The organism is Mycobacterium sp. NGS15, assembly GCF_059813245.1.
The window spans coordinates 659,608-683,045 of the sequence record NZ_JCALEF010000001.1 but is presented as its reverse complement, the minus strand read 5'-3'; the positions used below and the strand labels follow the sequence as shown (position 1 = coordinate 683,045).

The window sequence follows — 23,438 nt, the reverse complement described above, 5'->3', positions numbered from 1 at the left end:
TGCTTGTCAGTAGTTCCAACGTCGCAAACCTTGAGTCTGTTCCGCTCAACTTTGAGAATTTTCGCGGGCCGCGTCTAGCTCATCACACCTACGGGCGCTCTGAACTAAATCCCGGAATCACACACGGTGGCCGCGCCCCTCGAGCAGCTCGCCGACTCGCGACAACACCGGAAGGGCCCCACCGCGCAGAACCGACCGGAGCTGGCGATTGAGTGGGGACCGCGGGTCAAATCCGCTCAGCGTCAGCCACAGCTGGGTGCCGCCGATCCGGGGAATGAGTCGCCATGTCATGCGCAGAACGGTGAGCCCACCCATGATCGGAATCTCGAAGGTAGACACGATGAACTCTGGCTCGCGCACCTCCAAAAACTCCATATCGACTCTCCCTCCGAATCCGAGAAGCGGAATCGGATAGGTGGTGATGGACAGCCGGGCACCGGCTTCCACCGACGCCAAATTGTGGTCGTTCACCAGGTCGCCAACGCACTCCTTCGAGGTGATGACCTGCCATACAGTTCGCGGCGAGTAGCCGTAGAACTCGCCGAGGCTGAATGCCGTCGCGTCATCGGGCGGGGGATCGCCCCCCGACTCCGGAGCACTCAACAGCTCTTCGATGCGCGACATGACCAATGCCCAGATATCCCGAACGAGAACGCGGAGCCGCGCATGGGCTGGATTGGCGAGGTCAAATCCGTTGTGCACAACCAGCAGTCGCGTACCTCCCGGCTCGGGATGGAGCGTCCAAGTGACCCGCAAATCCCAGGAGTCCTCTGGTGTGGTGAATCGGTAGACCATCCGCTCGCCGGGCACGACGTCGATGAACTCGCATTCCCCGCGGCCTCCGAAGTTCACCTCCGGCATCGGGAAGGTACTGAATGAGAAGGACTTGCCGGTCGCCACGGAGTCCTTGTCGACCTCGGCGGTCCAGTCGGAAATCGAGGCGGCCGACGTGATGGCGCTCCACAGCTGCTCGGCCGGATAGGAGAAGAACTGCCCGATGGTCACCGATGTCAGGTCGTCCCGCGACGCGGTCATACCCCTGGAATACCGCAGATACGTAGGGCGTGTGGGCAATCAGGCGGATACATCAGTGACCAGACGGTATGGAGGCCGGTCCTGCCCGGAGGATGCACTGGCGATACATCGCCCGAGCTTGCCCATCATCCCGGGCCAGCCGCGCTCGGAAATCGCCCGATACATACGCGACGCGGAATCGCCCGGATCGAAGCCCTCGTGACGCAGCGTGACCATGGTGCCGCCGGGAACCTCGTGCAGTGTCCATGTCACCGTCCACACCGTCTGCTTCGAGGACTTCATATCCCACCAGCAGATCGACAGCACCCTGTTCGGGGTAGCCGCGAGCACCTCGCAGGATAGCGCGCCGGAGAAGCCGGCCATGGGCAAGGGAAAAGCATCGAAGCGGAAACGGGTTCCCACCTGCGGCCGAAATCCAATCGGGTCCATCAGCCATTCCTCCATGGCCTCAGGACACACCATCACACTCCACACTTGCGCGGCCGGATGCGGATAGAACTGGTCCAGAATGATGGTGGCGGTGTCGTTCGCGTCGTCGGGCACAGCACTCTCCAGATTGATGGGGTTACCTTTCATACCCCATCAATCTGGGTCACCGCCGTGTTCTCATCTGTTAGCCAGGCAAACTCGGCCCAGATGAGTGCTCCATGGTGCCCTCATCAGTGGGTCTAGTCGCTGCACGATCGATGAGACGCCCCAACTTGGTCATCGCGGTCGGCCAGAATCGATCGGAGAGGACCGCCATTCGCCGTACAGCAGGGTCATCGCTGCTGAATGTCGGCCGGCTCAAGAGCACCCTGGTTCCGTTCGGCACCGCACACAGTGTCCACGCGGTTCGCCAGGCCACTGGGGCGGGAAGTTTCGTATCCCACCAGGAAATCGCCAGCATTTCATTTGGCGTAGCCACCAAGACTTCGCAGGCGATGTTTCCGGAATAGTTGGCAATCGGCACCGGAAGATCCATGAGCCGGTACCGCGTACCCGCCGCCGGACGGAACCCGGCCTGCTCGACGAACCAGTCCCCCATGACATCGGGATCGACCAAAACATTCCACACGCGTTCGGGAGAGTGCGGGTAGAAGAAATCGGCGACGACATCCGCCGGATCGTGCAACTCGCCCACAACACACCCTCCATTGTCGATGGTGACACCTTTTGTACTCCGCGAAACTGACGACCGCCGCAATTGAATCGATTAGCTAAGCAAACCTAATTCGGAAGCATCGGCCGTGAGGTACCGACCGACGGTCGGAGCCAGTATGGCGACCATCTGCTCCCTGATGAGCACAATCAGCGGATCGATCGTGAGCGCGTATCGCGAAAGCGCGGTCCCACCATCGATGTGGCCGCCAGCGCGAATCGCGTCCGCACCTCGGGCTAGCGCCACGTGAGGTGCCGACACGAATTTCGTGATTCCCCATACACCCGCACAGATAGCCACCAGCAAATACTAAGAATCCGCAGCCCACCGCTCCTGTAGTCGCTAAAGCTTGCACAAACGGATCTCCCAGCACACGGATGCGTTGCCGCGGCACTGCCTCCTTTTCAATCTGGCCTCACGCAGTCCCAGACGGGCCGGGAACTTCCCTCCTAGACTGGCGTCTCGGTAGGCAGGACCCCGGAAAGGTGAGGCAACGGAAGCTCGTGGGGCTTGAGGACGTCGAAGCGTTGCACGACTTGGTCGGCGGGGTCGAGCTATCGGGGGACAAACTTGTCAGAAGCTTCTATAGCCGCTGGTTCGCCATAGACCCCACCGTCGGCGATCTTTTCCCCGCCGACATGTCATCGCAACGCGAGCATTTCCGTCAGGCATTACAGTTCGTGCTCTGGGAGATGGCGGCGTACCGCACTGAAGGCCTGGTCAACTTCCTGGCCCAGTTAGGTCGCGATCATCGGAAGTTCGGGGCCACCGACAGCCAGTACGGCACCATGCGTCAGGCCCTGCTCGACACCACGCGCGAGGTGCTGCAGCCGATTTGGGACCCGCGGATGGAAGCCACCGCCACCGAGGTCTACACGGTGATGATCGAGGTGATGCGCAGCGCCGCAGCCTCGGACAGCGGCCAGCCCTGGTGGGACGGGAAGGTCATCGAATACCACCGAACCTCAAGAGATCTTGCCTTGATCCGGCTGAAGCTCAACGCACCCATGAACTACCACTGCGGGCAGTACGTTCATGTCCAGGTGCCGCAGAGCCCCCGGAACTGGCGCTATCTCAGCTTGGCGATTCCACCGGACCCCCAGGGCTACATCGAATTTCACGTCAAGGCGGTACCCGGCGGACTTGTCAGCGGCGATATGGTCAACAAGACCAAGGTGGGTGACACCTGGCGGATTTCGCCGCCACTCGGCGCGCTATCAGTGAACCGCGACGGTGGAGACATACTCATGGTGGCAGGAAGCACCGGTATCGCGCCGCTGCGGTGCCTCATCATGGAGCTGTCTCAATGGGCCGAGAATCCAAGGGTCCACCTGTTTTACGGCGCACGCTATCCACAGGAACTCTATGACCTGTGGACGCTGTGGCACATCGCCTCGATGAATCCATGGCTGTCGGTCACGCCGGTCACCGAGTACCCACGAAATCCGGACTGGGCCAACGAATACCACGATCCGACGCCGCCCCGCGGCCTCCATGTCCGTCAGACCGGACTGCTCTCCGAGGTGGTGACCACATACGGCGGTTGGGGTGATCGCCAGATTCTGCTCGGCGGCTCGGCGTCGATGATCCAGGCCACCAAGGAGGCACTGGTCTCAAAAGGGGCTGATGCCTCCAGAATTCAACACGACCCGATCTAGCGTTGCTGACGCGGCTGCCAGACGACGACGGCGGTGCTCTTGGGAATGATCGCGACCTCGCGGCCTGCTGTCGCCGCGCGCAGCTGGGCCACCTCGGCCGCCAGCTCGGAGACCTTAGCCTGTAGCGCCTCTACTTGGTTGGTCAGTTCGATAACCCGCTTGATACCAGCAAGGTTGACGCCCTCGTCCTGGGACAGTCGCTGCACTTCGCGCAGCAGATCCACATCACGCTGCGAGTAGCGCCGCCCTCCGCCACTCGTGCGTTCGGGGCTTACCAGCCCAAGCCGGTCGTAGGTGCGCAGGGTCTGCGCATGCATTCCGGCGAGCTCGGCAGCCACGGAGATCAGGAAGGTGCGGGCGCCCCGCTCGGGCTGGCGGCGGGGCGTCATCGCGCACCCGCCCAGCCGGCCCGCGGATCGAATCCGCTCGCTTTCTCGGCTACCTGGTAGCGCTGCAATGCCTCCAGGGCACTGTCTTCCAGCTTCGACGGCACCGCGACCTTAACGGTGACCAGCAGATCACCGTTACCGCCCGCACGCTTCGGAATACCGCGGCCACGTACCCGCAGTATGCGCCCGTCGGAGGTACCCGCAGGCACCTTCACTCCGACACGGCCCTCCAATGTCGGAACGGAAACTGTTGCACCCAAAGCCAATTCGGTGAAACTCACCGGAACCGTGAGGGTCAGATCATCCCCGTCGCGGGTGAAAACCTTGTCAGGCCGCACATGCACGGTGACATACAGGTCGCCGGAAGGAGCGCCACGCAGACCGGCCTCGCCCTGGCCTGCCAGCCGGATACGCTGTCCGTCGTCGACTCCCGGAGGAATCCGCACGGTGATGGTGCGGGTTCGGGTGGTTACCCCGGTGCCCTGGCAGTCCGTGCAGGGGTTCTCGATGATCGAGCCCGTACCGCGGCAATCCGCGCATGGTTCGGAGAACCCGAAGGCACCCTGGTTTCGATTGATGACGCCGCTGCCGTTACACGCGCCGCAGACCTTCGGGCTGGTACCGGGGCGAGCACCGCTGCCGTGGCAGGTGGTGCATGGCGCCGGACTGGTGAGACGCAGCGGAACCGATACGCCCTTGCACGCTTCGACGAAGTCCAGCTGGGTTTCGGTCTCCAGATCGTTTCCGCGGCGCGGGCGGCTGGCGCGCGGCTGCGCGCGCTGCCCGAAGAGACCGCCGAACAGGTCGCCGATTCCGCCGCCACCGGAGGTGTCGGCGTTGCCGAAGAGGTCGTTCAGGTTGAACTCGGCACTGTTACTGCCACCGCCGAATCCGCCGCCACCGCCAAATCCGTTGTCGCCAAATCGCCGTCCGAACCCGCCACCGGCGAAGAGCCGACGGGTCTCGTCGTACTCCTTGCGCTTGGCCGTATCCGACAGCACGTCCTTGGCCTCGCTGACGGCCTTGTACCGATCCTCGGCGGCCTGGTTGCCAGGGTTCCGGTCCGGGTGATTCTCGGCCAGCAACTTGCGTGCGGCCTTCTTGATCTCGTCTTGGGTCGCGGTAGAGGAGATGCCGAGCTCCTTGTAGAAGTCCTTCTCTACCCATTCACGTTGCGTCACCCGACATCACCTCCTTCGCGTCCATCGGGTCGTGCTGTGCAGTTCTTACTCTGATTCTGTCTTGGATTGCGTTTCGGTATCCCCTAATCCGGATCCCGTTTCGGGCTGATCCTGCGCCGTGTCGCCACTTTCCGGCCCGGCCTGATCATTCGGACTGCCGTCGGTCACCACGACCATCGCGGTCCGGAGCACCCGATCGCCCATCCGGTAGCCCTTGCGCAGCACCGCGGCCAGCACGGGGTGGCCATCCTGGCCGTCGTGCTGAACCGCCTCGTGCAGCGAGGGATCGAAGTCGTCGCCCTCGGCACCGAACGTCACCAACCCCAGGCCTTCGAAAGCTGCGGTCAGCTTGTCCGAAACACTGCGCAGCGGACCCGATTCCAGATCGCCGTGCTCGCGCGCGCGGTCGAGGTCGTCGAGCACGCCGAGCAGTTGCGTGACGACGGATGCCTTGGCCGAATCGATGACGGCCTGCCGGTCCCGTTCCACCCGCTTGCGGTAGTTGGCGAAGTCGGCGTGCGCACGCTGCAGGTCGGCCGTCAGTTCGGCCACCTTGGCGTCCACACTCGATTCGCCCTCGGAGGCCGCGGCCGCAGGGCCGGACGTCGCCGACCCCGCGGCTCCGGGTGCCGAAGCGCCCGGTTCCGCTGCAGCAGCCTGCTTTTCGGGGTTGGATGTCGCCGACCCCGCGGCTCCGGCCGCCTTTGCCTCTTCGCGAACCGCGCCGGTGTTGGGATCGATCCGGCGCTTGTCGGTAACGGTCACCGGTTCGCGTTCTTCATCCCGATCTTGCCCACCTGACGGGGTCACTTGCTGTCCTTCTCCTCGTCGACGACCTCGGCATCCACGACATCACTATCGGCAGCGCCGGCGCCACCTTCAGCACCCGCACCCTCGGCCTGAGCCTTTGCGGCCGCGGCCTCGTAAATAGCCTGCCCCAGCGCCTGTGACTGCTCGCCGAGCTTCTCCATGGCCTCCTTGATGGCACCGATATCGGTGCCTTCCAGTGCCTTCTTGGCGTCGGCGATGGCGTCGTCGACCTTGGCGAGGGTCTCGTCGGAGACGACCTTCTCGGCGCCTTCGGCGGGCTCACGCTGCTCCTTGACGAACTTCTCCGTCTGGTAGACCAGTGACTCGGCCTGGTTGCGGACGTCCGCCTCTTCGCGACGCTTCTTGTCCTCGTCGGCGTGCGCCTCGGCGTCCTTGATCATCCGGTCGATCTCCTCCTTGGAGAGGCCGGAGCCCTCCTGGATCTTGATCGTGTTCTCCTTGCCGGTGCCCTTGTCCTTCGCGGTCACGTGCACGATGCCGTTGGCGTCGATGTCGAAGGTGACCTCGATCTGCGGCACACCGCGCGGGGCCGGCGGGATACCGGTCAGCTCGAAGGAGCCCAGGAGCTTGTTGTGCGAAGCGATTTCGCGCTCACCCTGGTACACCTGGATCTGCACCGACGGCTGGTTGTCGTCCGCCGTGGTGAAGGTCTCGGACCGTTTGGTGGGGATGGTGGTGTTGCGCTCGATGAGCTTGGTCATCACGCCACCCTTGGTCTCGATACCGAGGGACAGCGGGGTGACGTCAAGCAGGAGAACGTCTTTCACCTCGCCCTTGAGCACACCGGCCTGCAGCGCGGCACCCACGGCGACAACCTCATCGGGGTTGACACCCTTGTTGGGCTCCTTGCCGCCGGTCAATTCCTTGACCAGATCGGTGACCGCTGGCATGCGGGTAGAACCACCCACCAGCACCACGTGGTCGATATCGGCCACGGAAACACCGGCGTCCTTGATAACCGACTGGAACGGCTTGCGGGTGCGGTCCAGCAGATCCTGAGTGATCTTCTGGAACTCGGCACGCGTCAGCTGCTCGTCGAGGAACAACGGATTCTTGTCCGCGTCCACCGTGATGTACGGCAGGTTGATCGAGGTGGACTGACCCGAGCTCAGCTCGATCTTGGCCTTCTCAGCAGCCTCACGCAGACGCTGCATTGCCATCTTGTCCTTGGTCAGGTCGATACCGGCGCTGGCCTTGAACTTGTCGACGAGCCAGGTAACGATGCGCTCGTCCCAGTCGTCACCACCGAGGTGGTTGTCACCGGAGGTCGCCCGGACCTCGACGACGCCATCGCCGATTTCCAGCAGCGACACATCGAAGGTGCCACCACCGAGATCGAAGACCAGGATGGTCTGTTCCTTCTCGCCCTTGTCCAGGCCGTAGGCCAGAGCGGCCGCAGTCGGCTCATTGACGATGCGCAGTACGTTCAGGCCGGCGATCTGGCCGGCCTCTTTGGTCGCCTGACGCTGAGCGTCATTGAAGTACGCCGGCACGGTGATGACGGCATCCTCGATGTCCTCACCCAGATATGCCTCGGCGTCGCGCTTCAGCTTCTGCAGCGTACGGGCGCTGATTTCCTGGGGGGTGTAGTTCTTTCCGTCGATTTCAACGGACCAATCGGTGCCCATATGCCGCTTGACCGAGCGGATCGTCCGGTCGACGTTGGTCACCGCCTGGTTCTTGGCAGGCTGCCCGACCAGCACCTCGCCATTGCGTGCGAACGCAACGACGGATGGGGTGGTGCGAGAGCCTTCCGAGTTCGCGACAACTACCGGGTCGCCGCCTTCGAGGACGGCGACAACGGAGTTGGTGGTCCCGAGGTCGATTCCGACCGCACGAGCCATAGTTCATTCCTCCTGTTGGTTACCTCATTGCCTTCAGTGAGATCCACTCAAGTTTGCCTTGTTCAGATCTTTTCGTCAAGCCATAGTTGAGCCTATACGACTCAAGTTCAACATACAGCTCAACGGCCCACCGTCGATGTTTGTTCCCGAGCAGTCCAACCCCGTCCATGCAGGGGTTTTGGTCACTCCTCCATCGCCAATTCGCTGGCTCCGCGGCATGCGCGAGCGCAGACTAAGGCCATGGACACCGCCATCGACGAAATCGCGGATGGCATCTTCCGGTTCTCAACATGGATCCCGGATATCACCGAGCATGGTTTTACCTTCAACCAGTTCCTGCTCACCGGCGACCAGCCGTTCCTCTTTCACACCGGCCAGAAATTCCTATACCCACATGTTTCCCAGGCCGTGTCACGCGTCATCCCCCTGGAGTCACTGCGGTGGATCTCGTTCGGCCATGTCGAGGCAGACGAATGCGGCTCGACAAACCAGTTCCTCGGCGCCGCCCCGCATGCCGAAGTCATTCACAGCCCGTTGGCGTGCATGCTTTCGCTCAACGACATGTGCGACCGGGCACCCGTCGCTGTGGGTCAGGAAGCCCATGACATCGGCGGACACCGTCTGAAGTTTGTTGCCACTCCGCATATTCCCCACAATTGGGAGGCCGGGCTCTGGTTCGATGAAACCACCGCGACGCTCTTCTCCGGAGACCTGTTCACCCACACCGGGCAGTGCCCGGCGCTCACCGAATCCGATTGCGTGGCGCCGGCCTTAGCGGCCGAGGGACTCTTCCACGCGACCGGCCTCACCACCACGTTGACGCCGACGCTCGATCAGCTCGCCGCCCTGGGGCCGACCACGCTCGCCATCATGCACGGATCGTCGTACGCGGGTGACGGAGCCGCGCAGCTGCGCGCATTGCGGGGCGGATATGCCGAACTCGCGGAGCGTGGGTAGCTCAGCGCCCTCTCCGGACCGCATACGAACTCGCCGCCGCGACAACCACAATCAGCACGATGCCACCCAGCAACGGCCATACCCCGGTGTCGTCGACGAGGCTCACGAGCCAGGTCTGCACCTCGCTCGCCGCATTGACCACCGGATCGTCGGCATTCCCGTCACCGAAGTTCAGCCGGATTTCGTAGTAGCCGTAATAGGTCACGTACAGCCCGGTCAGCAGCACGATCACCCCGGCGATGCGCCCCACATAGGGCAGGACCTTCCGCATCGTGGTCTGTACCGAGTTTCCCACCAGCGCAACGGCTAATGCCGCCACACCAACGGTCACCGCCATACCCGCGCCGTAGGCGACGAAGGCCAGCACCCCCGAGACGATGGACCCCTGCTTAAAGGTGGTGCTGATAACCGCCAGGAACGGCCCGACAGTGCAGGACAGCGACGCCACCGCGTAGGTGAGCCCATATCCGTACATCGAAAGCAGCGAGGCGGTCGGCACCCCACCGGAAACCCTGGGCAGCACGACAGTGAGCTCACGCCCGGATAGCAGCCAGATCGACAGCGCCACAAGCGCAACACCGATTGCCACGGTCGCGAAGGGCATATATCGACCGGCCGACGCGACCACCGGAGAGATGACAAGCCCAAAAATCCCAAACACCGTCAGGAACCCGGCGGCCATCGCCACGGTCGCGGTGGCCGCGCGGGCGATCGCAGTCAGCCTCGACGTCGTGCCATCGCTACCGGCGATCACCAGCCCGAGATAGCCCGGGAGAAACGCGAAGCCGCACGGGTTCAGCGCGGCCACCAGGCCCGCGCCCAACGCGAAAGTGAGTGCTGCGGTGTCAATCACGTCAGTACCGCAGCCTCAGTGCAGCTGTGCGATCTTCTTGTCCAGCTCTGTACCCGAAAGCGGGCTCTTGACCACCTCGGCCTGACCGTCAGCTCCCAGGAACGCGAAGGCCGGCTGGTGCGTGACGTCATACAGCGCCCACACCTTGGCGTCGGTGTCGGCCAGCTGAACAAAGGTGAGGTCATATTTGGTGACGAAGTCGCGCATCGCAGACACCTGGTCTTGCGCAGCCACACCCACAAAGGTGACATCCGGGTGCGCGGTGGCCGCCTTCTGCAGATCGGGAGCTTCCTTCTGGCAGGTCGGGCACCATGGCGCCCAGAACCACAGCACCGCCTTCTTTCCGGCCAGGTTGCTGCCCGCGAAGTCGGCCCCATCGATGGTCTTCGCGGTGAAGTTCAGCAATCGCGAGGACTGGACCGACGAGCTACGGGGTGACGTGTCGTTCTCCTCGGCTCCGGAACAACCGGTCAGTCCCACACCCAGAGCCAGAGCCAATACCGCTATGGCCGAAACCGCAACGCGTGATATCACTTTCCCTCGTTTCCCCGCATACTCGTCAACTCACGCAGATCTGTGTCCACTCACCGTAGCGATCCGCGCAAGTCGCCGGTGCCCGGGTATGGCGCCTTACGTACGCTGGCGGTCATGGACTTCCGGGTATTCGTTGAACCGCAGCAAGGCGCCACCTACTCCGATCAGCTGCGCGTGGCGCAGGCCGCCGAGGAGCTGGGGTTCACCGCGTTCTTCCGGTCCGATCATTACCTGGCGATGGGCGGCGCCGACGGGCTGCCCGGGCCCACCGACGCATGGGTGACGTTGGGGGCCATCGCCCGGGAGACCACTACCATCCGGCTGGGCACCCTGGTCACGTCGGCCACCTTCCGGCATCCGGGACCGCTCGCCATCACCGTCGCCCAGGTCGACGAGATGAGCAGCGGCAGAGTTGATTTCGGTCTCGGCGCGGGATGGTTCAGCGAGGAGCACGAGGCGTACGCGATTCCCTTCCCACCGTTGGGTGAACGGTTTGACCGCCTCGAAGAACAGCTCGACATCCTCACCGGACTGTGGACCACACCCACCGGCGATACCTACTCCTATGCGGGCAAGCACTACACGGTGACCGACTCCCCCGCACTGCCCAAGCCGGTGCAGGAGCCGCATCCACCGATCGTCATCGGCGGTCTCGGAGTCAAACGGACTCCGGCTCTCGCCGCTCGATTCGCCGCCGAGTTCAACCTGCCATTTCAGTCTGTCGACATCATCACCGATCGGTACGCACGCGTGGCGCAGGCGGTGGAAGCCGCTGGACGGCCAGCGGATTCGATGATCTACTCGGCGGCCTTCGCTGTCTGCATCGGCGACACGGACACCGATATCGCCCGTCGCGCGGCGAATGCCGGCCGCGAGGTCGGCGAAATCACCGAGAACAGCCCGCTCGCGGGCACTCCCGACGCCGTGGTGGACAAGCTGAGCGTCTACGTCGCCGCCGGTGTCCAGCGGGTTTACGTGCAGCTGCTGGATATACGGGATCTGGATCACCTGGAGTTCTTCGCCTCGACGGTGATCCCACAATTCGGCTGACTTTCTGAGTTAGGCTCCGGAACTGATGAGTGAGCACGAGACACCGAACGCTCCCGAGGATGACGAGAGCTACTTCTCGGGGTTGATCGAAGACAGCGAGAAGCCCGAAAGATCTCGGCCCTGGTACCGAACCGGGCCGGCAATCGTGGGCACCATCGCCGCGATCATCGCCATCGCCGCTGTGCTCATGACGATCGTGCTGTCCACGGACAAGCGTGTGGTCAACGACAACACACCATTGACATCGACACCGACACCGCCGACCCCGAGCACCACCACAACCGAACCATCCTCCGGACCCTCGACGACCGCCCCCACCACGGCCGAACCGTCGACGGAGCCGGCGACGCCGACACAGAGGTCTGAGCCCACGTACTACGAGACCCAGCCGGCCACAGAGTCGCCGACGTATCGGTATGAGGCACCCTCAATTCCGTCGCCGCCGGCCATTCCGCCGATCCCACCCATACCTCCAATCCCTCCGATTCCTCCCATCCCGCAAATCCCCGGGCTTTAAAGAAAGTTGGGTTACGCTCCGCACCATGTCTTACCCGGAGCCGCCAGAAGACCCCACGATGTACAACGAGCAGTACCACGACCAGGGGCCCGACCAGCCCAATCCTTGGTACAAACAGCCGGCGGTGCTCATCGCGCTGGCGGGCGCGGGCGTGGCCGTCGTCGCCGTGATTGCCGCGCTGGTGATCACCAGTAGCGACAAGCCGGCTCCCGCTGGCAGCACATCATCCGTCACGTCAACCACAAGCTCAACACCTGCGGGTTCCGGCGGCGGTCATGAGGGTCACGGCGGTCAGGGCGGAAACAACTCCGGCGGTAGTTCGACGGTGACCGAGACTCACACGGTTTCGGAGTCGCCCACCAGCCAGGACACTACGACGACCGAGCCGACCACGACGACAACGACCACCGAGCCGACCACCACCACGACTCAACCGACGACCACGACGACACAGCCGACAACCACCACCGGGCGATCAGTAGTCATCCCGATTCCGGGCGGCGGCAACGTTCAAGTGCCCGTTGGGGGTCAGTGAGCCATCCGCATCCCGGGCGGACCAGACAGTCCACGATGTGTCTGCCCGGAGCTGCTGGGCGAGCTCTCTTTCCACAGATGACCCGCCGCGCACAGCGCAATCACGAATGACAGCACACCGATCGGGATAGCCCAGATACGCCGCGTATCGAGCTTGGCCGCGCACTGGTCGTGGTAGTTCGTCGCCTGGTTCGCCGCGGAACTGATCTTGTCCAGCTCCGCGGTCCGTGAAAGTCGTGGCCCGACAGGCATACCGCACGTCACCGACTGCGTTGCGCCGCCCGTATCGACCTGAATCGACACCGGTGTCAACAACACCGCCATCGCAATGATCGTCGCGATACCGCATACGCCTGAAAGGATTCCGCGTCCGTGCATACCCCGGACGCTACGCCGTCAAGGGCACGCGTTGATGGTGATTCGGTATTCGAAGCGACAAAAAGTGGACGCGAATTTCAGCAGGCGCTGCTCTTGGCAGTCCGACAGATCGGTGCCGCCACGCTGCGCAAAACCTGCTGGTCGTCGGCGTCTACCCACGGCAAACCGACGGCGCTGGTCATGGCGTTTGTCACGGTCAGTTCGGCCACCGTCCCGGTGCCCGGCGGCTGCACCACGTATAGGCGGTACTGAGGTTGCTTACCGCCCTGCGCCGGCAGTGTCACCGTGGCCGCGTGCCCATTGGACAGGTCGGCCACCGCGACCTGAGCGCCGACGGCGTTGAAGCAATGATCCAGCCTGGCACGCAGGGACCGATAGACGGTCGATGCATACTGATCGGTGATCGCGGTGTCGCCGGGCCAGTGCGCGATCACCTGCACCGCCGTCCACCCCGACTCGTCGGAACCGACCGATGACGACGCCGATTCGGGCGATTGCGGCAGACTCTCACCTAGCGAGAAGCAAAGATTCGCCGACCAGAAGGCGGGACGGTCAACCGAGGTTGCGTTGCGCGACAAGGGAGCCCAATGCGAGACGCGGTCCATGGGAACGTCCCGCGGGTTGGTCCACACGGTCTCGGGTAGAGGCTTCGGATCCGCCACCGCCGGAGACGCGGTGCCCACGCAGGCAATCACGGCCATCGCCGAAACTACCCGCAGCCACCCGCGCATCGTCACATGAAATCCCGCGCTAGCAGGAGCCCTTGCACAACGGCTGGGCAAGCGCACGCAAGACCGTCGCATCATCGACGGGCTTCCACGGCGAGGGCTCGCGGCCGGTGCGGGGCACCGTGACCGCAAGTTCCGAAACGGTGCCCGACTCCGGCGGAACCACGTTGTAAATGTGCACCTCGCTCGTGGGGTTGTCACGCTCCTTGCCGACAAGCACGGTCGCGGCAAAGCCGTACCACGAAGGCGCAGGCCGCAAGTCGACACTGATGACGTCACCGACCCCCGGGCAATAGTTGAGCTGAGACCGAATACCGCTTTGGAAGGCCGAGGCCCCGTCCATGTTTCCTTCGGGCCACTGCCCCGCTGCCTGGACAACGGACGCCGCAGTGCCCGACGCGGTTTGCGTGGCGATGGCCGACGCCGGCGGCAACACGTCTGCGGACGGGGTGCCGCAGAGCCGCATGCTGAGGAAGGCGGCCCTGCCCGTTGCGGTCGGATTGGCCGCTGACCAGTGGTATTCGCCGTTCATGGGAATGTCGCCGGGGCTGATCCAGACACTAGCGGGCACGGGCTTGGACGCGGGCCCGGCCGGATTGGGACTGGGCTCGGCCGCTGCCGTCGCTGTGCTGAATCCGGCCGCGAGGACCCCGGTCGCGGCGAACAGACGCATCATCATCTGCTCAGTATGCCGGGCGCTCGTGCGTAGACAACTGGGTGAGTATGCCTTCGGCACTGCGGACCGCGGCCAGACACAGGCGGCTGGTAAACGGGTCGTTGAGCGGATACTCGGCCCGCGCCCGCCAGCGTCCCACCGCATCGATGGCGGCACGCCGCGGGTCTGGGCGCTTCTCGTCCAGACCCAATCGGGCAGCGGCATCCGTGCCGGAGGCCCCCAACAGCCTGCGAATGAGCATCGTCTCGTGCTCGGTGAGCGTGGTGGTTCGCGAGGTGAGCTCCGCCAGCAGCCGCAGCTCGTCGAAGGCGTGGGTGTCGGCGAGCAGCGGATCGATATCGTCGATGACCCGCCGCCCACCCTCGACCGGATGAGCGGTCAGCACCTGGCGAGCCGACAGCAACGCGGTGTGCGATTTGAGAATGCCCGCGCGCTGACCGAACTGATTCGCGATGATGTTGTACAGCTCCACCAGACCGCTGCGTTCGAGGAGTTCCTCCGCCAACCCGGTGGCATCGGTAACTCCGACCCTGATGACGGCCACCGAGATCCGGATACCGAACATCCCAAATCGGTGCAGCAGCGCCGCCCGGGTCTGGGCATTGACCGGCAGCGAATCATCTTCACGCACAAATCGGTCCACCGACAGCAGGGCTTTGGCCAGCACCTGCGGATCCACTTCGGCCAGCTTCCGCAGCGCGACGAACTCCGCCTGCCGCAGGGTGCGCGCGGTTAGCGCCAGCAGGCCCGCGACCGGTACGACGGCCTGGCAGATCCCGGTGCGTTCCATCTCCCCGGCGAACCGGGCGGCCACCTCGCGCGCGGACAGCATGGCATCGAGCCGGCCCACCCCTATCTCGTCGGCACGCGACACCACGCCAACCACCCCGACGGCTCCCCCGCGCTCCCCGCCGACGAGCTTGCCGATCTGGGTCAGCAAACCGATATCGGCAGCGTTCAGGCTGCGCAGCAGAAATATCACCGCGTCCACCCGTGGCACACCGTCCTCGGGCACCAGCAGCGCCAGGCTGCGTTCGGAGACATCGGTGGACAGCGATGACGTTCCCGGAGTGTCGATGAGGGTGATCTCATTCAATTCCGGTGCGGGCCAATGGACGTCAAGGTCGGATACCGAGGCGGGGTCCAGGCGGTCAAGCACGAAGGAAAGGCCCCCGTCACGCCGAATCGGAATGTCCTGGCGTGCGCCGCTGAACAGATTGGCAGTGACCTGCGGGGCGGCGCCGTGGCGAAACCATGCCACGATCCGAGTGGCCTCGGTGGCATCGGTGGGCGCGATGTCTTCTCCGACAAGCGCATTGACCAGGGTGGACTTGCCGGCATTGAGGGTTCCCGCGACGGCGACCCGGATCGGCTCGTCGAGCCTGCCGGCAATGCGCCTCAGTTCCTCATGCGGCTCGGCGACCCGTATGTACCGCGGATCGTCCTGGTACGCGCGCATCGCGTCACCGATGATGACGCGAGCCAAATCGATGCTGCTCATGTGGACGGCCGCAACCCTTCCAGTCCTTCAAGATGGGTGTTGACCTGGCGCAGGATATGCAACTGACGCTCCACCTCGCGGGTTCGCGAATCGCGATCCTCTGCTTCCAGCCGTGCCGACGCGATGGCGGCCTGCAGCGACTCGTTGAGTGAACGCGTGGTCTGATTAGCAATGTCGCGGAAGTGATCCCGAAGCTGGCGCTGAACCAGCCGCAGCCGGTCCCGCGATTCCTTGAGCACCACAAAGGACACGTCGTCGAGGAAACGGCGGACGTTGGTCTTGGCCTCTCCCCGGATGCGGAGCATCCGATTCTCCATGTCCTCGGTGTAGGTCTTCTTACCCAGCATCGCACCGGCGCCCAGCGAGATCAGGTTGAACATCCCGAGACCGGCGACGGTGGTCAGCATGCCAAACATGATGACGCCACCGTAGGACCCACGTAGTCCGGTGATGGCCTTGTGCCCCAATTTGATCGGTTTGGCCTCCAGCTTCGACAGCGACTTCAGATCGCTCAGATCGGCGCCCATCTCACTGGCCCGCAGGCGCGGCATTTTCACCGAGTCCATGCCGGCGTTGGCGAAGGTCTCGGCCACCTGAGCAGCCAGGTGCATCGCCCGCTGGTGCGCCCAGACAAAGTTGTTTCCCACCGAGTTGGCCACGGCCTCTTCTAGTTTAGCGCCGACCTCGGCCCAATTCTTGGTCGGGTCGGTGTGGTCGATCACCTCTTCGGTCCGCTGCAGGATGCGCCGGAATCGTGATTGCAGATCATGCTCGACATCGGTCGACACGTCGGAAATGCCATCGCCGAGAACCTGCTGCCACAACGCGGTGTGGGCGAGCGCCTCCTCGGCTTCACGCTTGCGCCGTTCCAGATCCGAGGTGAGCTCATCGCGGCTCTGCGGATCCTGCAACGCGCTGAGTTCGGCATCCAGGGTGAGCGTGAGATGCTCCGACGCCGAACCGATCTCGGCCACTGCCTGCTGCCGCGTGTGCGCCTGTTGGTCCGCGATGGCATTGCTGAGGAAGGTCACCAAGGCGGGGAAGTTCGACTCCGCGTTGAGCTCCTTGTCGTTGAGCTGCAATGCATGCGAGCGCAGCGCCGACGACACCGCGATGGCCGGGACGGTGACCTTGGCGCGCTGCAGATGCGCTGAGTTGGCCGCCACGACCGCCCGCCAGTGTGGGTACAAATCAGTCTTGGTGTTGACGATCGCCGCGACGGGGCACAGGTCGAGCGCCTGCTGAATGAAGACCAGTTCGGGTTCGGTGAACTCGGAGCTGAGGTCGCTGACCATCAACATGACATCTGCGTCAGGCAGCAGCCCGAGCGTGCTCGACAGGTGTGGCTGACCGAAACCGCCGACCCCGGGCGTATCCACCAGACACAGACCACTTTTGAGCATCGGGCTGGCGACAGTGACTTCCACCCGCAGCACCTCGCGGCCCTGGGCCTGCGGTGCCCTCTTAAGGTCTTTGCCGATATCGGCCACCGGAATCGGAATGATCTCGGGCTCCCCGGCGAGCCCGCCGCCGTCGTACTGTTCGGCGGGGGCCACCACCAGGGCGGCCGAGGGCTGCTCGCCGTAGCTGATAACAGTTGTCACCGAAGTGGTTTCGTCATCACCCACACGCGCGACCGGCATGTTGAGCAGCGAGTTCACCAGTTGGCTCTTACCCTGCTTGAGTTGCCCGGCCACTACCACGCGCAGCGGACGGTCCAGGAGAAGTTGGTCCACCCGGTCCAAGCGGTCGACCAGGTCGCCCCGATCGTTCTCGCCCGCGATCTTGCGCACATGCCCAAGCAGCTCATTGACCAGCGCAAGCTGCTGTTGGCCATCCTGTGCGGTGTCAGACACGGCTACCTAACCCTTCTCGCTCAAATTCCTCATTACTGTGCCATTTCTTCAGGCCGGCACAGTTCGATCCGGCATCCACGCGGATGCCCCGCACCGATGTGGTGCGGGGCATCACAGCCGGACGGAGTCCGGACAACTTAGTGGTGCTCGGTTCCCGGCAGGGCGGTGTGGTCGGCGACCGACGCATGACCCTGGGCCTGTGCCTGGGCCTCGAACCCGGTACCGGCCGCGCCGTGCGAGCCCATCGAGGAGTTGAACGACTCGTTCATCGAGGAGCTGTGCGACGCATTGAGCGGGCTGCTCAGCGAGTCGTTGATGGCGCTGCTGTGCGAGTTACTCACCGCGGCACCGCTGGATGCGGAGTGCGAGGTGTTCAGCGAGTCGTTGATCGCGTTGGTGTGCGAGTTGCTCAACGAGGTGCCGGTGTGCGCCTGGTTGTTGGATGCGATATCGGTGTTCACCTTGTTGTGCGACGCGATATCGGTGCTGGTGCTGGTGCTCGTCTGGTTGTGCGAGCCGATATCCGTCTGTGTCTTCACCTGGTTGTGCGAGGCGATATCGGTGTGGGTGGTGTTACCCGAGCCGATGTTGGTCGAGCGATCGGTGTTGAACGAATCGTTGATGTTGGTGGTGTTGCGCTGTGAGTGATCGTCGACGACGGTCACGCTCTTGTCGATGCCGGCCGAGCCGTGCCCGCTGACGTTGGTGTAGTCGCCGCCGACCCGGGTGTCGCTCTGGTCCACGTTGACCTTGCCGCCGTGGTCGGCGTTGATGATGTTGCTATCGCGCACATCGCCGTTGACCGCGGTGGAGCCCTTGCCGGAGGCGATGGGACCGGAGTTGCTTCCGCCCACGGCTACCGCACCGTCGCCGATGGCGTTGGTGTCGCGGTTACCGAACTGAAGATCGCCGAAGTTCAGGTCCAGTAGTGGACCGCGGTTGAAGCTGTCCACGTTGCCGCTCGGGCTCATGACCTGGTTACCGCTTGCGATCGGGTTGTGGCTCGCGAACTCGGTGTCGTTGTGGCTCATGAAATCGTTGTTGCGGGGGCTGAAGTTGTCCCGGGGGCTCAGCAGTGACGGCGACAAGATGCTCGGTGCGTCGGGCTGCGCGGCGTAGTAGTTCTGCAGATTGCCCGACAGGTCGTTCATCGGGTTGCCGGTGTTGACCCACTGCGACTGGTAGCCGTAGTTGGAGGCCACCGACTCGGCGACGACCGGCATAACCGCACCCACCTGGGCGGCGGTGACGGCCGACAGCCCGGCGTTGGCCAAAGAGGTCTGCGGGTCGGCGACGTAGCTTGCGGCCTGCACCGGGTCGCGGAAGAGGTTGAGGATGAAGTCGATGATGGACATTGGGTCTCCTTGGGGGATCGGAGTCAACCGGGTCTGTCCGGTCGAACTGAATACAAACCTACGAACCTGCAAGCGCCCTGAAAACGGGAGAACTTCCCCTTCTCCACCGATCCCCCTCGGGGGTCCGCAACCATCCCCATTAGGGGATTAGGGGGTGCCTAGGGGCAGGATGCACTGGCTCATCTCCACACGATCGCCCACTTGTCACTGCCGAAAACCGGGGCGACCTAAGGCCCTGAACAGCAAAGACGGCGCAAATACTAACTCACTTAGTAAGTAGCTACTATCTTTCCTAGTAGATAATTACTAAGTGAGTTAGTAGGTCGAAAGAGGGAAACCGTGCGGCGAAGCGAAAACCGTCAGCGTGATATCTGGATCGCCGGGATCTTGGGCGTGGTGATCATCGTGCTGGCCACGTACCTGTTCTTCGATCACAGCGGCCAGAGCACCGCATCGATCAACTCACCCGCGGGCACCAGCCACCACAACAGCCTGGCTCGGCTGCACAAAGACGATCCGATGGCACTCGGCCCTGTCGATGCGCCGGTAGTGCTGGTCATCTATTCGGATTATCGCTGCCCCTTCTGCGCGAAATTCAGCCGTGACACCGAACCGCAACTCGTCGAGCGCTACGTCAACACCGGGAAACTGCGGATCGAATGGCGCGACCTCCCGATCTTCGGCGCACAATCGGTGCAGGCCGCCAAGGCCGGCCGAGCAGCAGCGGAGCAAGGCAGATTCTGGGAGTTCAACCGGGCCATATTTAGGCATGCACCGGATCGCGGCCATGCCGAGCTGACCGACACGGTCCTCCTCGAGCGGGCTCGCGAAGCGGCAGTCCCGGACCTGGCCCGCTTCCAGGCAGCGTTTGCGGGCGATCGGCTACTGCCTGCTGTACAGCAAGATATTCAGGAAGCAGTCGCGATCGGCGCGGCCTCGACGCCGGTGTTCGTGATCAACGACAAGCCCGTGGTCGGCGCGCAGCCATTGGACGTCTTCGTATCGGTCATCGAGCAGGCTCAACGGTGATCGATGTCGGGGTCCTCGGTGCCCTACTCGGTGGGGTTCTGACGTTGGTCAGCCCCTGCTCAGCGATGCTCCTGCCCTCGTTCTTCGCATACTCCTTCGACCGGGCCGGACTGCTCCTGCGCAGGACCGGGCTCTTCTACCTGGGCATGCTGACAGTGCTGGTGCCGTTAGGAGCTGGAGTAGGTGCCGTCGGCGCGTTGCTGACCGAATACCGCGCCCAGGTGACAACGGCGGGGGGCCTCGTGATGATGGCGCTTGGCGTGGCGATCATCGCCGGGTTCGGCTTCCGCATCGGCCCGGCAGCGCGGGCGGCGGCTCGCCTCGATCTGTCCTCGGGCCTGTCGGTCCTGATGCTCGGCACCGTGTACGCGCTCGCGGGATTCTGCTCCGGGCCGATACTCGGGAGCGTATTGACGGTGGCCGCCATCGGCTCCAGCCCGGTCTATGGTGCTCTGCTCATGGCGCTGTACTCCCTGGGAATGGCGGCGCCCTTGTTCGTACTGGCATTCGCCTGGGGGCGGTTGGGGCTATCGCAGCGGCGCTGGGTCCGGGGACGCGAGATCCGGATCGGCCGGTTTCGCACCCACTCCACCAACCTCGTCTCCGGCGGAATGTTCATCGTGATCGGGGCATTTTTCGTGGCCACCGACGGGACAGCCGCACTGGGCGGGATCACCGGCAGCGATACTCAGTTCGACATGCAGGCACGGCTGCAAGATCTCACCTCCCACCTGCCGAACGCGGCCGTGGTGCTCGGGATCGCGTGTATCGCATTCGTGGTAGTCCTGGTGCGCCTGCTGCGTCCGCGTGCCAGTGCGGCGAGCGGCACCCGAAAGCGAAGTGACAGAACGAAAGAGGACGCCGATGACCACGCCTAGACAGAAGGAGACAGCGCGTGCGTGACCTGTTCGGCCTCGGTGAGCGGGAGGCGACGATCATGGAGGTGCTGTGGTCCGTGGCCGAGCCAATGACTGTCCGCGATGTCCTGGACCGGCTGGATCGTCCCCTGGCGTACACAACAGTCATGACGGTCCTCGACAACCTCCACAACAAAGGGCACGTCACCCGCGAGAAGGTCGGGCGGGCGTTCCGCTACCGAGCGGCTGAAACGCGCGAAGCTGCGGCAGCGCGCATGGTCCGGGAGGTCTTGGCCGCCAGCGGCGATGCAGAAGGAGTGCTCTTGCACTTCGCCGGGTCTGCCTCCCCAGAGGAATCCACGGTGCTGCGCAGGATCCTCCGCCGAGGCGGCCTGACATGACCGTCGCCCTGGTGTTGATGACGAGTGCCGCCCTCGTTGGTGTCGCCGGACCGGCCTGTCTGCGACCGACCGTACGTCCCACGTTGCTGCCCGCCGCCGCGCTGGCGGCATGGCTCGGAGCCATGATGGCCTTCCTCGTACTCACGGCGTTATCCGCGACGCTGCTGCTCTTTCCTCACCTACTGGACACCAGCAGTGTCAGGACGCTGGTGGGCGGGTGCCTAAGTGGAACGGTCCCGCACTCATCCTTCGGAACCCTTGTTCAGCTTGGGATCTCGCTGCTGCCGCTGACCATCCTGGCTCGGGTCGCGGTCGTGGCAATTCGGAGCCTGCGCTCCGCGCGCCGGCTCCGCGCCCGTCACTTCTGGATGCTGCGGACGGCGACATGCCGCTCCGGGCAAGTCCATTGGATCGATGATCCCCGGCCGATCGCCTACAGCCTCGGCGGTGCTCGGCCAGCGGTGGTCGCCACTCACGGCATCCGCCGCCTCGGCGAACAACAGTGCGCGGCCGTGATCGAGCACGAATTGGCGCACATTCGCGGCAGGCACCACGTGGCTGTGCTGTGTGCCGATATCGCAGCGGCGGCGCTGCCGATACTGCCGTTGATGCGCCGTGCGCCGGAAATGGTGCGGCTGATGGTGGAGCTGGCGGCCGACGATGCGGCGGCGAGAGCTCACGGGCCACGGACTGTGCACGCCGCACTGCTGGCCATGAGCACATCAGGTGTGGCGGTGCGTGGCGCCCTGAACATGTCCAGCGAATCGGTGGCCGTGCGGCTCATCTGGCTGCGAGCCCAGGGAGCCGCCCGCACACCCATAGGGCGGGGCCGGCTGATGCTCGGCTTCGCGTTGCTGCCGACGACTCTCACAGGCGCCGCGGTGGTCGCACTGTTCAGGGCGTATTGCACGTTCTGACACCCAGCCGCGCCGAAACCATGCTCATCGACCAAACAAAGGAACAGCTCATCAATCCTCAGCACGCCGGCCATATCCTGCGATGGGTCGTTCCGACGGGCGCGCGCCTCGTGTTCGGGGCCATCTTCCTCTTGGAAGGGACTCAGAAGATCTTTGGCTGGTGGAGCGGATCACCGACTGGTTCCGGACACCCCGAACCCTTCCTCAACTGGCCGTACTGGTGGGCCGGCGTGTTCGAGTCGATACTCGGCGTCCTGCTGACGGTAGGACTGTGGACACGAGTGTCCGCAGTCCTCGCGGCGGGAATGATGGCCTACGCATACTTCTTCGAACACCTGCCGGTGCATTGGGAGCCTATGCAAAACGGCGGAGCCTTTGCGGCGACGTTCTGCTGGGGCTTCCTGCTACTAGCGCTGGCGGCAGATAACGCCCGGCTGTCCCTCGACCGCGTGCTCGCACGCCGCGCCCGGCGGTGAATCGGCGAGTTCGCCGCTAGAACTGGTCGATTCCGGGATCGATGCCGGGGTGGTGTCCAGGATCTCCATGATCGAAGAACGGATCCTGCAGGCCCGCATCGCCGGAACCGCCGGCCCCCAGGTCGGACCCGAAATGCGCAGGCTCGAATCCCGCTGGGTCCAATCCCGACGGGGCCGCAGCCTGGAATTGGTCGATCGCGGCGACCGCACTGTCAGCCGAGGGACTGAACTGGTCTGGGACGGTGATCGCGTCCTGACGGTCGGTCAGGTCCGATACCGCATTGGTCGCGGTATGCAGACCCGCATCCAGGCTCGGGTCATGGGTCGGAGCGGTGAACGGTGAATCGAACGCCTCGAAGGCACTGGTCGCCGCACCACTTGCCCAGATGTTGTCGGCGGGCAGTGCCGTATGCACCGCGTGTGTCAGATCGGCTGCCGCCGGGTTCCCGGCGAACTGCGAGGCCTGTGTGCCGAGGGCGGCCGGTATCGACTCGCTGACCACCGGGATCAGCGCGGAGACATCCGCGGGCTGGACTCCGTCCAGGCGCGCATCGGCAATGACCTGTTCGGGATTGGCCGCGTACTGCGCAGCCATATCCTGGTCACGGACCAGCGCCATGACGAAATCCAACAAGTTATTGCCCATGTCTGCGATGGTAGGAGCCACTGCGAGCCCCGGCTACGGGGCGCGACCCGTTGCCCGCCGACGCCCGTTGGGGGACGCGCATTAGGGGATGTGC

Annotated in this window: 26 protein-coding genes and 1 pseudogene; 10 read left to right on the top strand and 17 right to left on the bottom strand. The window is 64.1% G+C overall.

From position 1 onward, the window contains the following. Positions 1 to 117 precede the first annotated feature (117 nt). From AC5Y5C_RS03230 to AC5Y5C_RS03215, 4 genes are all read right to left on the bottom strand, one after another. On the bottom strand, positions 118 to 1,035 hold the full coding sequence (locus tag AC5Y5C_RS03230) for an SRPBCC family protein (RefSeq protein WP_499968917.1): 918 nt from the start codon (positions 1,033 to 1,035) through the stop codon (positions 118 to 120). Positions 1,036 to 1,074: 39 nt separating this feature from the next. Then, entirely contained in the window at positions 1,075 to 1,611 is a 537-nt protein-coding gene (locus tag AC5Y5C_RS03225) for an SRPBCC family protein (RefSeq protein WP_499968915.1), read from the bottom strand. Positions 1,612 to 1,648: 37 nt separating this feature from the next. Continuing rightward, positions 1,649 to 2,158, bottom strand: coding sequence for an SRPBCC family protein (locus AC5Y5C_RS03220; RefSeq protein ID WP_499968914.1), 510 nt, complete (start codon positions 2,156 to 2,158; stop codon positions 1,649 to 1,651). 72 nt (positions 2,159 to 2,230) lie between these two features. Continuing rightward, on the bottom strand, positions 2,231 to 2,476 hold the full coding sequence (locus tag AC5Y5C_RS03215) for a hypothetical protein (RefSeq protein ID WP_499968912.1): 246 nt from the start codon (positions 2,474 to 2,476) through the stop codon (positions 2,231 to 2,233). 203 nt (positions 2,477 to 2,679) lie between these two features. On the opposite strand from AC5Y5C_RS03215, the gene AC5Y5C_RS03210 reads away from it, so the two are divergent. After that, the gene (locus AC5Y5C_RS03210; RefSeq protein WP_499969343.1) at positions 2,680 to 3,834 is read left to right on the top strand and encodes an FAD-binding oxidoreductase; all 1,155 of its coding nucleotides are present in this window, start codon (positions 2,680 to 2,682) and stop codon (positions 3,832 to 3,834) included. Here AC5Y5C_RS03210 and AC5Y5C_RS03205 read toward each other — a convergent pair. The 4 genes from AC5Y5C_RS03205 to dnaK are packed head-to-tail and all read right to left on the bottom strand — an operon-like array spanning position 3,831 to position 8,079. Beyond that, entirely contained in the window at positions 3,831 to 4,223 is a 393-nt protein-coding gene (locus AC5Y5C_RS03205; protein ID WP_499968910.1) for a heat shock protein transcriptional repressor HspR, read from the bottom strand. The genes AC5Y5C_RS03210 and AC5Y5C_RS03205 overlap by 4 nt on opposite strands. Beyond that, complete coding sequence (gene dnaJ, locus AC5Y5C_RS03200; protein WP_499968909.1) at positions 4,220 to 5,404, bottom strand: molecular chaperone DnaJ; 1,185 nt, start codon at positions 5,402 to 5,404, stop codon at positions 4,220 to 4,222. The genes AC5Y5C_RS03205 and dnaJ overlap by 4 nt, the downstream gene beginning before the upstream one ends. 45 nt (positions 5,405 to 5,449) lie before the next feature. Beyond that, positions 5,450 to 6,214, bottom strand: a complete 765-nt coding sequence (grpE, locus tag AC5Y5C_RS03195) for a nucleotide exchange factor GrpE (RefSeq protein ID WP_499968907.1) — start codon at positions 6,212 to 6,214, stop codon at positions 5,450 to 5,452. Next, complete coding sequence (gene dnaK, locus AC5Y5C_RS03190) at positions 6,211 to 8,079, bottom strand: molecular chaperone DnaK (RefSeq protein ID WP_499968906.1); 1,869 nt, start codon at positions 8,077 to 8,079, stop codon at positions 6,211 to 6,213. The genes grpE and dnaK overlap by 4 nt, the downstream gene beginning before the upstream one ends. Before the next feature lie 240 nt (positions 8,080 to 8,319). Here dnaK and AC5Y5C_RS03185 point away from each other — a divergent pair, with 240 nt between their 5' ends. Next, entirely contained in the window at positions 8,320 to 9,036 is a 717-nt protein-coding gene (locus tag AC5Y5C_RS03185; protein WP_499968904.1) for an oxygen-binding di-iron domain-containing protein, read from the top strand. Position 9,037: 1 nt separating this feature from the next. On the opposite strand, the gene AC5Y5C_RS03180 is transcribed toward AC5Y5C_RS03185, so the two are convergent. Together AC5Y5C_RS03180 and AC5Y5C_RS03175 are read right to left on the bottom strand one after the other, a co-directional pair. Then, positions 9,038 to 9,889, bottom strand: a complete 852-nt coding sequence (locus AC5Y5C_RS03180) for a cytochrome c biogenesis CcdA family protein (protein WP_499968902.1) — start codon at positions 9,887 to 9,889, stop codon at positions 9,038 to 9,040. A gap of 15 nt (positions 9,890 to 9,904) precedes the next feature. Next, the gene (locus tag AC5Y5C_RS03175; protein WP_499969341.1) at positions 9,905 to 10,396 is read right to left on the bottom strand and encodes a TlpA family protein disulfide reductase; all 492 of its coding nucleotides are present in this window, start codon (positions 10,394 to 10,396) and stop codon (positions 9,905 to 9,907) included. 141 nt (positions 10,397 to 10,537) lie between these two features. Between AC5Y5C_RS03175 and AC5Y5C_RS03170 the strand changes: the two genes are divergently transcribed. The 3 genes from AC5Y5C_RS03170 to AC5Y5C_RS03160 are packed head-to-tail and all read left to right on the top strand — an operon-like array spanning position 10,538 to position 12,525. Continuing rightward, entirely contained in the window at positions 10,538 to 11,473 is a 936-nt protein-coding gene (locus AC5Y5C_RS03170; protein WP_499968900.1) for an LLM class F420-dependent oxidoreductase, read from the top strand. Between the two features lie 25 nt (positions 11,474 to 11,498). Further along, positions 11,499 to 11,990, top strand: a complete 492-nt coding sequence (locus AC5Y5C_RS03165; protein ID WP_499968898.1) for a hypothetical protein — start codon at positions 11,499 to 11,501, stop codon at positions 11,988 to 11,990. Between the two features lie 58 nt (positions 11,991 to 12,048). After that, on the top strand, positions 12,049 to 12,525 hold the full coding sequence (locus AC5Y5C_RS03160; protein ID WP_499969340.1) for a hypothetical protein: 477 nt from the start codon (positions 12,049 to 12,051) through the stop codon (positions 12,523 to 12,525). On the opposite strand, the gene AC5Y5C_RS03155 is transcribed toward AC5Y5C_RS03160, so the two are convergent. The 6 genes and pseudogenes from AC5Y5C_RS03155 to AC5Y5C_RS03130 form a co-directional block, all read right to left on the bottom strand. Further along, complete coding sequence (locus AC5Y5C_RS03155; protein WP_499968897.1) at positions 12,519 to 12,902, bottom strand: hypothetical protein; 384 nt, start codon at positions 12,900 to 12,902, stop codon at positions 12,519 to 12,521. The two genes, AC5Y5C_RS03160 and AC5Y5C_RS03155, sit on opposite strands and share 7 nt — an antisense overlap. A gap of 77 nt (positions 12,903 to 12,979) precedes the next feature. Then, entirely contained in the window at positions 12,980 to 13,633 is a 654-nt protein-coding gene (locus AC5Y5C_RS03150) for a hypothetical protein (protein ID WP_499968895.1), read from the bottom strand. 19 nt (positions 13,634 to 13,652) lie between these two features. After that, entirely contained in the window at positions 13,653 to 14,309 is a 657-nt protein-coding gene (locus AC5Y5C_RS03145) for a hypothetical protein (RefSeq protein WP_499968894.1), read from the bottom strand. Between the two features lie 4 nt (positions 14,310 to 14,313). Next, a complete protein-coding gene (locus tag AC5Y5C_RS03140; RefSeq protein ID WP_499968892.1) occupies positions 14,314 to 15,807 on the bottom strand; it encodes a dynamin family protein in 1,494 nt (497 codons plus the stop codon). After that, positions 15,804 to 17,663, bottom strand: coding sequence for a dynamin family protein (locus AC5Y5C_RS03135; protein ID WP_499968890.1), 1,860 nt, complete (start codon positions 17,661 to 17,663; stop codon positions 15,804 to 15,806). The genes AC5Y5C_RS03140 and AC5Y5C_RS03135 overlap by 4 nt, the downstream gene beginning before the upstream one ends. Before the next feature lie 532 nt (positions 17,664 to 18,195). Then, a pseudogene (locus tag AC5Y5C_RS03130) lies at positions 18,196 to 19,018 on the bottom strand (IniB N-terminal domain-containing protein); the annotation flags it as partial. 339 nt (positions 19,019 to 19,357) lie between these two features. On the opposite strand from AC5Y5C_RS03130, the gene AC5Y5C_RS03125 reads away from it, so the two are divergent. From AC5Y5C_RS03125 to AC5Y5C_RS03105, 5 genes are read left to right on the top strand one after another with little or no spacing between them, the layout of a single operon-like run. Then, positions 19,358 to 20,047, top strand: a complete 690-nt coding sequence (locus tag AC5Y5C_RS03125) for a DsbA family protein (RefSeq protein WP_499968888.1) — start codon at positions 19,358 to 19,360, stop codon at positions 20,045 to 20,047. Further along, on the top strand, positions 20,044 to 20,925 hold the full coding sequence (locus AC5Y5C_RS03120; protein ID WP_499968886.1) for a cytochrome c biogenesis CcdA family protein: 882 nt from the start codon (positions 20,044 to 20,046) through the stop codon (positions 20,923 to 20,925). Before AC5Y5C_RS03125 ends, AC5Y5C_RS03120 begins: the two co-directional genes overlap by 4 nt. Positions 20,926 to 20,942: 17 nt before the next feature. Further along, complete coding sequence (locus AC5Y5C_RS03115; RefSeq protein ID WP_499968884.1) at positions 20,943 to 21,305, top strand: BlaI/MecI/CopY family transcriptional regulator; 363 nt, start codon at positions 20,943 to 20,945, stop codon at positions 21,303 to 21,305. Continuing rightward, the gene (locus AC5Y5C_RS03110) at positions 21,302 to 22,222 is read left to right on the top strand and encodes a M56 family metallopeptidase (protein ID WP_499968882.1); all 921 of its coding nucleotides are present in this window, start codon (positions 21,302 to 21,304) and stop codon (positions 22,220 to 22,222) included. The genes AC5Y5C_RS03115 and AC5Y5C_RS03110 overlap by 4 nt, the downstream gene beginning before the upstream one ends. Before the next feature lie 20 nt (positions 22,223 to 22,242). Beyond that, positions 22,243 to 22,698 (top strand): DoxX family protein, encoded by a 456-nt coding sequence (locus AC5Y5C_RS03105; RefSeq protein WP_499969338.1) that lies wholly within the window; start codon positions 22,243 to 22,245, stop codon positions 22,696 to 22,698. 16 nt (positions 22,699 to 22,714) lie between these two features. Here AC5Y5C_RS03105 and AC5Y5C_RS03100 read toward each other — a convergent pair whose 3' ends face one another. Further along, complete coding sequence (locus AC5Y5C_RS03100) at positions 22,715 to 23,344, bottom strand: Rv0340 family IniB-related protein (protein ID WP_499968880.1); 630 nt, start codon at positions 23,342 to 23,344, stop codon at positions 22,715 to 22,717. Positions 23,345 to 23,438 lie beyond the last annotated feature (94 nt).